Source organism: Flavobacterium sp. AC105 (genome assembly GCF_979258495.1).
The window spans coordinates 3,639,795-3,653,320 of the sequence record NZ_OZ409860.1 but is presented as its reverse complement, the minus strand read 5'-3'; the positions used below and the strand labels follow the sequence as shown (position 1 = coordinate 3,653,320).

11 protein-coding genes and 1 pseudogene are annotated in these 13,526 nt (G+C 33.3%); 10 read left to right on the top strand and 2 right to left on the bottom strand.

All coding sequences use genetic code 11. The features are described 5' to 3' along the window. Nucleotides 1-34: 34 nt before the first annotated feature. Entirely contained in the window at nt 35-2,257 is a 2,223-nt protein-coding gene (locus ACZ0AH_RS14970; RefSeq protein ID WP_463476598.1) for an FUSC family protein, read from the bottom strand. A 200-nt stretch (nt 2,258-2,457) separates the two neighbouring features. On the opposite strand from ACZ0AH_RS14970, the gene def reads away from it, so the two are divergent. From def to mazG, 3 genes are all read left to right on the top strand, one after another. After that, nucleotides 2,458-3,048: a peptide deformylase gene (gene def / locus ACZ0AH_RS14965; protein ID WP_463476597.1), complete on the top strand. Its 591-nt coding sequence runs from the start codon at nt 2,458-2,460 to the stop codon at nt 3,046-3,048. A 67-nt stretch (nt 3,049-3,115) separates the two neighbouring features. Further along, entirely contained in the window at nt 3,116-3,601 is a 486-nt protein-coding gene (locus ACZ0AH_RS14960) for a DUF5606 family protein (RefSeq protein ID WP_463476596.1), read from the top strand. A gap of 101 nt (nt 3,602-3,702) precedes the next feature. Continuing rightward, a complete protein-coding gene (gene mazG / locus ACZ0AH_RS14955; protein WP_463476595.1) occupies nt 3,703-4,473 on the top strand; it encodes a nucleoside triphosphate pyrophosphohydrolase in 771 nt (256 codons plus the stop codon). Here the strand turns inward: mazG and ACZ0AH_RS14950 are convergent. Next, a pseudogene (locus tag ACZ0AH_RS14950) lies at nt 4,474-5,155 on the bottom strand (Crp/Fnr family transcriptional regulator). It abuts the gene before it with no gap. 204 nt (nt 5,156-5,359) lie between these two features. Here ACZ0AH_RS14950 and ACZ0AH_RS14945 point away from each other — a divergent pair. The 7 genes from ACZ0AH_RS14945 to ACZ0AH_RS14915 all read left to right on the top strand — a co-directional run bounded on the left by ACZ0AH_RS14945 (nt 5,360) and on the right by ACZ0AH_RS14915 (nt 13,270). Continuing rightward, entirely contained in the window at nt 5,360-7,747 is a 2,388-nt protein-coding gene (locus ACZ0AH_RS14945; RefSeq protein WP_463476594.1) for a heavy metal translocating P-type ATPase, read from the top strand. Nucleotides 7,748-7,859: 112 nt separating this feature from the next. Then, complete coding sequence (gene ccoS / locus ACZ0AH_RS14940; RefSeq protein ID WP_463476593.1) at nt 7,860-8,051, top strand: cbb3-type cytochrome oxidase assembly protein CcoS; 192 nt, start codon at nt 7,860-7,862, stop codon at nt 8,049-8,051. 3 nt (nt 8,052-8,054) lie between these two features. Then, nucleotides 8,055-10,241 (top strand): cytochrome-c oxidase, cbb3-type subunit I, encoded by a 2,187-nt coding sequence (gene ccoN, locus ACZ0AH_RS14935; protein WP_463476592.1) that lies wholly within the window; start codon nt 8,055-8,057, stop codon nt 10,239-10,241. Between the two features lie 7 nt (nt 10,242-10,248). Continuing rightward, nucleotides 10,249-10,425, top strand: coding sequence for a CcoQ/FixQ family Cbb3-type cytochrome c oxidase assembly chaperone (locus ACZ0AH_RS14930; protein ID WP_463476591.1), 177 nt, complete (start codon nt 10,249-10,251; stop codon nt 10,423-10,425). Between the two features lie 18 nt (nt 10,426-10,443). After that, nucleotides 10,444-11,385, top strand: a complete 942-nt coding sequence (locus tag ACZ0AH_RS14925; protein ID WP_463476590.1) for a cbb3-type cytochrome c oxidase N-terminal domain-containing protein — start codon at nt 10,444-10,446, stop codon at nt 11,383-11,385. A gap of 5 nt (nt 11,386-11,390) precedes the next feature. Further along, a complete protein-coding gene (gene ccoG, locus ACZ0AH_RS14920; RefSeq protein ID WP_463476589.1) occupies nt 11,391-12,809 on the top strand; it encodes a cytochrome c oxidase accessory protein CcoG in 1,419 nt (472 codons plus the stop codon). Between the two features lie 11 nt (nt 12,810-12,820). Beyond that, the gene (locus ACZ0AH_RS14915) at nt 12,821-13,270 is read left to right on the top strand and encodes a FixH family protein (protein WP_463476588.1); all 450 of its coding nucleotides are present in this window, start codon (nt 12,821-12,823) and stop codon (nt 13,268-13,270) included. Nucleotides 13,271-13,526: the final 256 nt, after the last annotated feature.

Here is a 13,526-nt window from a genome sequence, read left to right as displayed (position 1 = left end):
TCATTTTATATAGTAAACGACAAATCCAGATGAATTAATCTGGATTTGTTGCTTTAAAATCTTTCGTGTTTTTCAGAATTTTTTCTGCCAGATTACTCATCCAGATTAGCTGCTCAATAACCATTGAAGCTTCCTGCATTTTTGCCTGACGGGTTTCTTTATCCAATTCGTCATCTGTTGCTAAACGGGCAAAATTTCTTCTTTTGAGTTCTTCAAATTGCAAAGTCACATCTTCCTTATCAAAAAAAGTATCCGTAATAATAGTTTCATTTCTGGATATAGAAATGGCATTATCCAGATTTGATAATATTGTTTTGATGATATAATTAAATGAATCTGAGGCTGATGTTGTTTGATGAGACTGAATATAAGTTGATAATGATGCCAAAGCAGAAAGTAAAGAATGATTTAAAACCACTAATTTATTTACTATTGGCAGCGTTTTTTGTTTCGATTTTGGTTCTTGCATCATGCGTTGAAATGACGTCATTAAATTCCCAATTTCGACAAAAGATTGTTTTCTCGCCAATCTGTAAGACGTTGGAACTTCTCCTTTTTTATTATAAAAATCAGCTATTTCCTTAAGATAATTTCTATTGGCGCGAATCGAATTTTCAATATGAATGGGCGTATTGATAAATTCCCACGCAGGCCATAAAAACTGATTGGCCAAAAAAGCCAAAATTGCTCCGGCAAGCGAATCTAAAATTCTAAACTGAATAACCTCAACAACATTTGGCGTCAGAATTCCGTAAATAAAAACGACATACATCGTTACAAATGTCGCACTGATTTTATAATTGATTTGTGTAAATGAAATTCCCAAAAGCATACAAACAATAGAAAATATACTTAGAGCAACATGATTCTGAACCAAAGAAACAATTCCGAAAGCGATAACTCCGCCTAAAATAGTTCCGAAAATTCTATTGTACGATCGTTCTTTTGTTAAGCCATAACCCGGACGCATGATTACGACTATGGTCAGTAAAATCCAATAAGAGTTTTGAAAAGGCAGAAAATTTCCAATGCATAAACCCAATAATATCGTAATTGTTAAGCGCAATGAATGCCTGAAAATTGAGGACGAAAAACTTAAGTTTTCTATTAAAGTACGTAACGGATAATATTGTGGCGTTAAAAACTTTTCCAGCTCTTTGTCTTTATCTTTCAGTTTATAAGATTGCATGGCAAGTGAAAAAGCACGCTGAATAATTTTGATTTTCCCAACTTGATTTTTAGCATATTTCAGCATATTGGTCAACATCAAAACACCTTCGGCAGCTTCTTCTTTTCCTAAATTTTTTTCATAATCAAAAATGGCAAATTCCAGAGCGTCAAGTTCATTTTTCAAATCATTTTTGTCTACATAAACAGCAATATGATGCACGTTTTTAGAAAGTTTTTTTAAAGTCGAAGCCAGTTTATAAGCTACATTTTGATACGTTCGAAGGACTTCCGGATGTCTGGCAAATTTTTCGTGAAGTTTACTATGATCGAACGAAGTATATAAAGCCAATTCCTGAATTTCGACCAGCGTAATAAAAACCAAAAGCATTTTTCGGTTTTGACTTGTAGCTGCAGAACTATTTTGGTTTCCGATCAAAACTTTTCTTAAATCTTCATGAATCAAATTTAAATCAACCTGAACGGCGAGTTGTTTTTCGATTATAGCTTGTCGGTTGGCTTCCGGACTCCATAAATCACCTCTTAATTTCAGGTATTTTGCCGTTAATTTGATACCATCGGCAATTTGTAATTCGACATATTTATAAGGTTGTACAAAATGAAATATTACAGATACAATTAAATATAAAATACCGCCAATAAAAATAAAACCGGAATATTCAAAAGCTTCCATTCCTTCATGCAAATGACCAAAAGAAAGTGAAATCGATAATAATGCAGAAAAAGAAACCAAAGTTGCCCGTTGTCCGTAAACTGAAATCATCGAACATATAAATAATAAAAACCCCAAAAAAGGATAAAATAAATACGGAAACGGATAAGCGAGGTTTACTAATAAATTAACGCCTGAAACAATAAAGGAAGCAACAATTAATCCTTTAATTTTATGACTTAAAGTACTCGGAATATCACTCGGATAGGTATAAAAAGCCCCTAAAGCAATTGTAAAACCAATTTCGAAATGCCCAAGAAAGTTCAAAATTATAACAGGAACAACAGAAGCAATGGTTACTTTTGAGGCATTTAAAAAAGAGGTGCTGTTGGTAAATTTCGAGACTCGATCAAACATATGGGTTGGTTTACCAGCAAAGGTAAGAATTGTACGAATTATTTTGGCATAATTATGGATGAGATTTTAAGTAGTGAGCAAAAAATGCACATAATATAGCTTTAGAATTATTCATTGACTATTTTTTACTATTTTTGCGACCTGATTTAGGAGGAACTAAATTCAGGGTTTTCAGTAGATAATACATTAAAATAATACAAATGATTTTACCAATTGTGGGATATGGGGATCCTGTTTTAAGAAAAGTGGGTGTGGCAGTTACGCCAGATTATCCAAACTTAAAAGAAACAATAGCAAACATGTATGAAACCATGTACAATGCTTACGGTGTTGGACTTGCTGCACCGCAGGTAGGCATAGCAATTCGTTTGTTTGTTATTGATACGACTCCTTTTAGCGATGACGAAGATTTGCCATCAGATGAACAAAAGGATTTAAAAGGATTTAAGAAAACTTTTATCAATGCTAAAATTGTTAAAGAAGAAGGTGAGGAGTGGAGTTTTAACGAAGGTTGTTTGAGTATTCCGGACGTTCGCGAAGATGTTTATAGAAAACCAACCGTTACGATCGAATATTGTGAAGAGGATTTTGTAATGAAAACGGAAGTTTTTGATGGTTTGATTGCAAGAGTTATTCAGCATGAATACGATCATATCGAAGGCGTTTTGTTTACAGACAAAATATCTTCATTAAAAAAGCGTTTGATTCAGAAGAAATTGAAAAATATTACTGAGGGTAAAACTTTTCAGGAATACAGAATGAAATTTGCTGCGGCTAAAAAAGGGAGATAAGTATTCTAAAATATTTAGAATCAACAAAATATAATAAATCAAATTCTTAATACTAATTTTAATAAACATGAATTTAGAGAAAATTTTAGCCATTTCTGGGAAACCAGGTTTATATGTATTGAAAGTACAAACTCGTACAGGTTTTGTGGCAGAATCATTATTAGATGGAAAAAAAATCACAGTAAACTTAAAAAGTAATGTAAGTTTATTATCAGAAATTTCAATTTATACGTACGATGGCGAAAAACCGTTGACTGAAGTTATGCAGCGTATTGCAGCTAAAGAAAACAAAGGACAAGCTATTTCGCATAAAGAAGATAACGCTACTTTAGCAGCTTATTTTAAAGAAATTTTACCTGATTATGATGAAGAAAGAGTATATCCTTCTGATATTAAAAAAGTATTAAGCTGGTATAATTCACTTCAGGCAAAAGGTTTAGTTACAGATTTAGCTCCGGCTGCTGAAGAAGCTCCGGAAGAAACTCCAGTTGTTGAAGAAAAACCTAAGAAAGCTCCGGCTGCTAAAAAAGCAAAAGCTAAAAAAGAAGAATAGTAATTTTTTCTATATTCAAATATATTAATCCTGTTGAGATGTTTTTCTTGACAGGATTTTTTACTTTTACACTTCGGTGACAACCAAAAAAACTTCAAAAAATGAGCAAAGAACTTCAGCTTAAAGCCTTCGAAAGATTATTGATAATTATGGATGAACTTCGTGAGCAATGTCCTTGGGATAAAAAGCAAACCCTGCAAACGCTAAGACATTTAACCATTGAAGAAACTTACGAATTAGGAGACGCCATTTTAGACAATGACCTCAACGAAGTTAAAAAGGAATTGGGAGATTTGCTTTTGCACATTGTTTTTTATGCCAAAATAGGCAGCGAAACCAATGATTTTGATATTGCAGATGTTTGTAATGAAATTTGCGAAAAATTAATTCATCGTCATCCGCATATTTACAGTGATACTGTGGTGAAAGATGAAGAAGAAGTAAAACAAAACTGGGAAAAACTAAAACTTAAAGAAGGTAAAAAATCTGTTTTAGAAGGTGTTCCTAAAAGTTTGCCGGCTTTGGTAAAAGCAAGCCGAATTCAGGATAAAGTAAAAGGTGTTGGTTTTGATTGGGAAGAACCGCATCAGGTTTGGGATAAAGTGCAGGAAGAACTCGAAGAATTGCAAGTAGAAGTAAATTCTGGAAATCAGGATAAAATAGAAGCTGAATTTGGCGATGTTTTATTTTCGATGATCAATTACGCCCGATTTTTAAATGTAAATCCAGAAGATGCTTTAGAACGCACGAATAAAAAGTTTATCAAACGTTTTCAATATCTGGAAAGTAAAGCCGGTGAATTAGGAAAACCTTTAATGGATATGACTTTGGCAGAAATGGATATATTCTGGAATGAAGCGAAAAAACTATAATTATTCGGCTAATTTTTTTAATGCCTTTACGTTTTTAAGAACAATTTTTTTACCAATCAATTCTATTAAATCCAGTTTATTAAAATCTGATAATAACCGGATGCAGCTTTCTGTAGCCGTACCAATCATACCCGCTAATTCTTCTCGTGTAAGCTGAACTTTTAAAGTTCGATCCGTATTTTCACCAAAAGAATCGTGCAAATACAGCAAAGTTTCAGCCAATCGCTGTTTTACCGTTTTTTGAACCAATGCAATTTTATCGTTTTCAGATTCTTTTAAATCTTCGCAAACAGATTGCATTAAATTCATCGAAGAATTGGTTGTTGTTATTAAAGAAGTTTAAAATTTCAGATTTCGGAATAAAACAAACTTCCATATCAGCGACTGCTTTTGCAGATAAATTAGCAGGTTCATTGCTAATCATAGAACGCTGTCCTAACAGTTCGCCTGATTTTACCAGTTTAATAATCTGGTCTTTTCCGTTTGCACTAAGTTTAGAGAGTTTTCCAACGCCGTCTTTCACACAAAAAACACCATTGGTAATTTCGCCTTCTTCAAAAATCGATTCACCTTTTTTTATTTTGTAGGTAGATTTGCTATTCGCCAATTTTATGACTTCATCCTTATTCAGCGCTTTTAGCGAAGTAAGTTGTCGTACGATGCATTGATCACATTTATTCATAGCAAAAATATTTACTGCAAAATTAACCAATATTAGCGTTTCAAGGTGCTATAAATCGCTAAAAAAGTACAGAAAAAAGCCATAGTTGTCATTTGCCTGTTTTAATTCAGTAAATTTAGATTACGGCTGTCATTATAATATGATAAATATCATTTTTATAATCTCATGTTATTTCCATATTTGTTCGATTAAAAAAACAAATTTATGAGTGGGCAAAGTTGTTTTCATTGTGGGTTAACCATTGCTAAAAATGAAGAGATCAATTTTGATGAAAAAAAGTTTTGTTGTAACGGTTGCAAAACGGTTTATGAAATTTTTAGTCTTCATGATTTAACCTGTTATTATGATTTTGAAAAATCCCCGGGTGCCACTCCACAAGATATAAAAGGTAAATATGACTTTCTGGAAAATGAAGCAATTCTGTCAAAATTATTAGAATTTCAGGAAGGGAATACCGCCATTATATCATTAAACATTCCTCACATTCATTGTAGTTCCTGTATTTGGATTCTTGAAAACCTGAATAGAATTCAACCGGGAATCAGTATTTCACAAGTTAATTTTCCCGAAAAAAGAGTTCGAATTACCTTCAATTCAGATGTAGTTTCTCTTAAAACAATTGTTTATATGCTAAGTTCTATTGGCTATGAACCTTATATAAGTCTCGAAAATTACGAAACCGGCAAAAGAAATGTAGACAGAAGTTTAACCTATAAATTGGGTGTCGCTTTTTTTTGTTTTGGAAATATTATGCTATTGTCATTTCCGGAATATTTTGAAATAAAGGAGTTTTGGCTGGATAATTACAAACCATTTTTTAGGATTCTGATTTTTGTCTTAGCCTTGCCAAGTTTTTTATATTCGGCAAGCGGTTATTATGTTTCGGCTTATAAAAGTATCAGATCCGGAATGCTGAATATTGATATTCCAATTGCTTTAGGAATTATCGTGATGTTTATTCGCAGTACTTTTGATATTGTAATGAATTACGGATCAGGCTTTTTTGATAGTTTAACCGGTTTGGTTTTCTTTATGCTGCTCGGAAAAATGTTCCAAATTAAAACCTATAGTTTTTTAAGTTTCGAAAGAGATTTTAAATCCTATTTTCCAATTGCCGTTACCCGAATAAACTCAGATGCATCAGAGGAAAGTGTTCCTGTTTATGATATTTTAAAAGGCAACAGACTATTAATCAGAAATCAGGAATTGATTCCAGTTGATGGAATTCTTATTAGTGAAAGTGCCGAAATTGATTATAGTTTTGTAACAGGAGAAGCAGTTCCGATCACAAAAAAATCAGGCGACAAAGTATTTGCCGGAGGAAAACAAATTGGTAAAGTAGTCGAAATGGAAGTTTTGCATTCCGTATCACAAAGTTATCTGACGCAATTGTGGAGTAATGAGATATTTCAGAAAAAAGTATTTCAAAAACACAAAACAATAACCGATAAGATTAGCCGCTATTTTACACCTATATTATTACTCATTGCTTTTGCAGGTTTTGCGTATTGGATATTTATCGATGCCAATACCGCTTTTAATGTTTTTACGGCAGTTTTGATTGTTGCCTGTCCTTGCGCACTCGCACTTACGGCGCCATTTACCTTTGGTAATATTTTGAGAATAATGGGAAAACAGAAACTATATCTCAAAAATGCATTGGTAATTGAGCAGTTAGCAAAAGTAGATACCATAGTTTTTGATAAAACAGGAACGATTACAACGCATAAAAAAGCGACTATTGTTTACAAAGGAAATATACTTTCTGATGAAAATTATAATGTAATAAAAAATGTACTTCGGGCATCAAATCATCCATTAAGCAGGATGTTATATGACTTTTTACCAATATCAAAGAAAATTAAAATTGATGAATTTCAGGAAATAACCGGAAAAGGAATTCAGGCTTCAATAGAAAATACAACTATTAAAATAGGTTCTGCTGAATTTGTTGGGACATCTGTTTCGGATGTATCCGAAATTGAAAAAACAGCACTTCATATAAAAATTAATGATGTCTATTATGGCAAATTTACTTTTCAGAATCAATATCGCGAAGGACTAGAAAAGTTGTTTTTCACCTTAAGTAAAAGCTATCAGATAAAAGTACTTTCCGGAGATAATGATGGCGAAAGAATTAATCTTGAATCCATATTACCCAAAAATACAGAACTCGTTTTTAATCAAAAACCGGAACAAAAGCTCGATTTCATTAAAAAACTTCAGGAAAACGGGCAAAATGTGATGATGGTTGGCGATGGTTTAAATGATGCCGGAGCTTTGGCACAAAGTAATGTTGGAATTTCAATTTCTGAAAACGTCAACGTTTTTTCTCCCGCTTGCGATGCAATTTTAGATGCAAGCGAATTTTCAAGACTAAATTATTTTTTAAAATTATCTCATAAATCAATTGCGATAATCAAAATGAGTTTTGTTTTATCCCTCCTTTATAATATAGCAGGACTTTCTTTTGCAGTTACCGGAAATTTGCTTCCGTTAATTGCGGCCATCATTATGCCTTTAAGTACAATTACAATTGTAAGCTTTGTGACTTTAATGTCTAACTATTTCAGCAAGAGTAATTTAAATTAATTATAAATAAAACTACGCATATTTTTCTTACATTTATCATTCCCTACCACATGATAATTATCATATTTTATACGCCTGTAACCTGCTAATTTTGTTAACATAAATTTAAGGTATGAGTGTTATTTATCTACTAATTACAGTAAGTATTTTCATTGCAATCGGTTTCTTTATTGCTTTTATCATTGCGGTCAAATCAGGACAGTACGATGATGATTATACACCGTCTGTCAGAATGCTTTTTGATGATGAGACCAAAATTACTCCTCAAAACAATATTTCACCAACCGAAGAAAAACAAGTATAAATTATGGAAATGGAACAGTTTTATTACGACAACAAAATTGTAAAAAAATTCATTTATGCCACCATCCTTTTTGGAGTAGTTGGTATGTTAGTGGGGCTAACCTTAGCGGTTATGTACCTTTTTCCCAATATGACAGATGGGATTTCATGGCTTAGTTACGGCCGATTAAGGCCTTTGCATACTAATGCGGTTATTTTTGCCTTCGTAGGGAACGCATTTTTTGCAGGTATGTATTATTCGCTGCAGCGATTGCTAAAAGCCAGAATGTTTAGTGATTTTTTAAGCAACTTGCATTTTTGGGGCTGGCAGCTTATTATTGTTGCAGCAGCTATTACACTCCCTCTTGGTTATACCTCATCAAAAGAATATGCTGAACTTGAATGGCCAATAGATATTGCTATTGCACTTATTTGGGTTGTAATGGGGATCAATATGATTGGTACAATGTTGCGTCGTAGAGAACGTCATTTATATGTAGCAATATGGTTTTACTTAGCAACATTTGTTACTGTAGCTGTTTTACACATTTTTAATAATATAGAAATTCCGGTTTCAGCACTTAAAAGCTATTCTGTTTACGCAGGAGTTCAGGATGCATTGGTGCAATGGTGGTATGGACACAATGCGGTTGCATTCTTCTTGACCACTCCGTTTTTAGGTTTAATGTATTATTTTATTCCAAAAGTTGCCAACCGACCTATATATTCATATCGTTTATCGATTATCCACTTTTGGTCTTTAATATTTATTTATATCTGGGCAGGACCACACCATTTATTGTATTCAGCTTTACCAAGCTGGGCACAAAATTTAGGTGTAGCGTTTTCAGTAATGCTTATCGCTCCGTCCTGGGGAGGTATGATCAATGGGTTACTGACTTTAAGAGGAGCCTGGGACAAAGTTCGTGAAGAGCCGGTTTTGAAATTCTTTGTAGTTGCAATTACAGGTTACGGAATGGCAACTTTTGAAGGACCAATGCTTTCTTTTAAAAATGTAAATGCGATTGCACACTATACAGACTGGATTATTGCACACGTACACGTTGGTGCTTTGGCCTGGAACGGATTTATGTCGTTTGGTATTATTTATTGGTTGATTCCAAGAATGACAAAAAGTAAATTATTCTCAAATAAACTCGCCAATTTCCATTTCTGGATTGGTACTTTAGGAATTATTTTATACGCGTTGCCAATGTATGTGGCAGGTTTTCAACAGGCTTCTATGTGGAAACAGTTTAATCCTGACGGAACTTTAACCTACGGAAATTTTCTTGAAACCGTTACTGCAATTATGCCATTATATTGGATGAGAGCCATTGGAGGTACTTTGTATTTAATTGGAATGCTGACTTTGGTTTATAATATCATTATGACCATTAAAGCAGGTGATACCATTGAAGATGAATTGGCTCAGGCTCCGGCTTTACAGCGAATTAGCAGCAGTAGAATTAGCGGAGAAAAATTCCATTCCTGGTTAGAAAGAAAACCAATTCAGTTAACCATTTTGGCAACAGTTGCGATTTTAATTGGAGGTATTATTCAAATAGTACCAACAATTATGGTAAAATCTAATATTCCAACCATTTCAAGTGTTAAACCCTATTCTCCCTTAGAACTCGAAGGTCGTGATTTATATATTAGAGAAGGTTGTGTAGGCTGTCACTCCCAATCAGTCCGTCCTTTTAGAAGTGAAGTAGAACGTTACGGACCACAATCAAAAGCTGGGGAATTTGTTTACGATCATCCTTTTCTTTGGGGATCAAAACGTACCGGTCCTGATTTATTAAGAGTAGGAGGAAAGTATAATGACAACTGGCATTTTAATCACTTTTGGAATCCGCAAAGTATTTCTGCAGGTTCAATCATGCCAGGTTACAAATGGCTTTTTGATAATAAAGCGATGGATGTTTCATTAACGCAAAAGAAAATGCAAATCATGGTTTCACTTGGAGTTCCCTATTCTGAAGCTGAAGTTGCAAATGCGCAAAAAGCATTAAGAACCCAAGCTCTTGCAATAGAAAAAAGCTTAGAAAATGATCCTGATTATGTAAAAAGTTATGAGGACAGTAAGAAAAAAGCAGCTGCAAAAGGCGAAAAATTTGTTCCTATGAATGAAAGAGAAATTGTTGCCCTGATTGCTTATATACAAAGACTTGGAACTGATATCAAAGTGAAAAATACTTCTAAATAACAACATCATGTTTGAACAAATAAAACACAATATGGAGAATATATCGGGTATAGAAATTTACCCGATTCTTTCTCTCTTAATATTTTTCTTCTTTTTTGTAGGTCTAGGCTTTTGGGTATTCTCCTATAAAAAAGAAAAAATTCAGGAAATGAGTGAAATTCCTTTAGATGAAGGAATAGTATAATTTCAAAAGATATTTAAAATGAAAAAATTTTTCCCAGTATATTTAAGAATACCGCTGATTTTCTTTGTCGTTTTTGCTTTGATGGAATACTTTATTGATTCAGGTGACAGACCTGCTTTTATAAAATACCCAATGGTTTCTGTCTTTTTGTTTGTCTTCCTTTTTGTTTTGATTGCTATCGAAATTACAATGAGTGCCGTTAATCGTGTCATGTATCAATTAATGTCTCCGGAAGAAAAAGCAAAATTAGAACACGAAAATAGTCTGAGTTTAACTGAAAGCACCTGGTACAAAGACCTAATGCAGAAATTAACCAAAACACAGCCTATCGAAAATGAAGGCGATTTGTTAATGGATCATGATTATGACGGAATTAAGGAACTTGATAATAATTTACCGCCTTGGTGGGTATATTTATTTTATATCGGAATTGTTTTTGGAATAATTTATTTTGCCCGTTATGAAGTTTTTGGAGGAAATGATCAGGAATCTGAATTGAAGATCGAAATGGCGCAGGCAAAAATTGATGTAGAAGAATATCTAAAAACAGCTCCGGATTTAATGGATGAGAAATCAGTTGTTTTATTAACTGATCCTGAGAATCTGGCAGTGGGTAAAGAAATTTTTACAACAAATTGTGCTGCCTGCCACAGAGCTGATGCCGGAGGACAAATTGGACCAAACTTAACCGATGATCATTGGATTTTGGGCGGAGGAATCAAAAATGTTTTTCACACGATTACAAACGGAGGACGTGACGGAAAAGGAATGGTATCCTGGAAAACCAATGGTTTAAAACCAAAAGAAATTCAAAAAGTGGCCAGTTATATTTTGTCTCTACAAGGCAGTAATCCAAAAGAACCTAAAGCTGCAGAAGGTGAAATTTGGGTAGACGAAAGTGCTCCTAAAAAAGATGCAGCAGAGAATAAAACAGCAGATAATACCGAAGTTAAAAAATAATAATCATGTCAAATTTACCAGACGAAGCTTTTAGGGATACCATCGGAACTATTGATGAAGGCGGTAATCGAAAATTTATTTTCCCCAAAAAACCGTCTGGTAAGTTCTATGAATATCGAAAAATAGTTAGTTATGTTTTATTGGCTATTTTAATTGCAAATCCGTTTATAAAAGTAAACGGAAATCAATTTATGATGTTCAATGTTATGGAACGTCGTTTCAATATTTTTGGATTCCCGTTTTGGCCACAGGATTTCTATCTTTTTGTAATATCAATGCTTGTTGGTATTGTCTTTATAATTTTGTTTACGGTTGTTTTTGGAAGGATTTTTTGTGGATGGATTTGTCCACAGACTATTTTTCTGGAAATGGTTTTCCGCCGAATAGAATATTGGATTGATGGTGATCGCGGCGCTCAGTCGCGATTGGCAAGAATGGAATGGAACGCCGAAAAAATTAGAAAAAGAGGAATCAAATGGGTTGTTTTTTTCTTGATTTCTTTTGGTATCGCAAATGTTTTTCTAGCTTATTTGGTAGGAAGCGATGCTTTGCTTTTAATGGTAGAACAAGGACCTTTTCAGCAAGCGAGTAATTTTACAGCACTGCTTATTTTTACAGGAGTTTTTTATTTTGTTTTTGTTTGGTTTCGTGAACAAGTCTGTATAATTGCCTGTCCTTACGGAAGATTGCAAGGCGTACTTTTAGACAATAAATCCATTAATGTAGCTTATGATTTTGTACGTGGAGAAAAAGAAACAGGACGTGCTAAATTCAATAAAAAAGAAGATAGGGAAACAACGGGAAAAGGGGATTGTATCGATTGTCATCAATGTGTACATGTTTGTCCAATGGGAATTGATATTAGAAACGGAACACAATTAGAATGCACCAATTGCACCGCTTGCATCGATGAATGCGATACTATAATGGAAACAGTTGGTTTGCCAAAAGGACTAATTCGTTATGCATCTGAGGATGAAATCGCTAAAAAAGAACCTTTCAAATTCACAACCCGAATGAAAGGTTACACAGCAGTTTTATTTATTTTATTAAGTGTTTTTATCGGAATGCTGTTTTTACGGACAAATGTTCAAGCCGTAATTCTAAGATTGCCAGGACAGCTTTTTGAGCACAAAGGTGATAGAATCAGCAATGTTTATACGTATAAAATTGTCAATAAAACTATGAAAGATTACAATGACATTCATTTTGAATTAATTAATCAAAAAGGGCAAATTAAGAATGTAGGTAAGGAACATTTTAAAGTTAAGAAAGAAGGGATTTCGCAAGGAACCTTATTCATAGAAATAGAAAAAGTGCTTTTAGAAAGTGATAAAACCAAAGTTGAAATTGGGGTTTATAATGGCAAAGAGTTACTCGAATCTACTACAACAAACTTTTTAGGACCACGAAGTTTTAATTAAAAGAAAATACCATGAAAATTAATTGGGGAACCGGAATTGTAATTGCATTTGCGCTTTTTATGACATTCATTTTATATTTTGTTTTTGAAGTGCAATCGAATAGTAAGTACGATAATGACTTAGTTGTAGAAGAATACTATAAACACGATTCGCATTTTCAGGAAGAAATGGCACGCATTCAAAATGCGCATGATCTACAGCAAAAACCTTCAGTAACCTATACAGAAGAAGGTGTAAGGATTACTTTTCCAAAAACATTTGAAAGTGAAAAAATTAAAGGAAATGTATTATTATACAGACCTTCAAACAAGAAATTTGATTTTGATACACAAATCACCTTGATAAATTCGTCTTTATTAGTTCCTAAAAACAAATTAGTAAAAGGACGTTGGGATGTCAATATGGAATGGCAATATGATGGCAAAAGCTATTTGTCGAAAGAAGTAATTTATGTGAATTAATGATTGTGTAGTCCCTACGGGACAAAATGGTCAGATGTATTTATTTTTTCTACCGACATTTAATCTCTACGAGATATACTTTGTTAGCATTTATATAAAATGATTAATTTCTATAATATAATCCGTTAGGATTTAAATGTCGGTAAAAAAAACAAGCAGCAGTGGAAAAAATGCCCGAAGGGCTACACCATGTTAATTTGATTATTATAAAAAACATATAGTCCTTATGGGACAAAACGAGTGTGTTGTTGTTTTA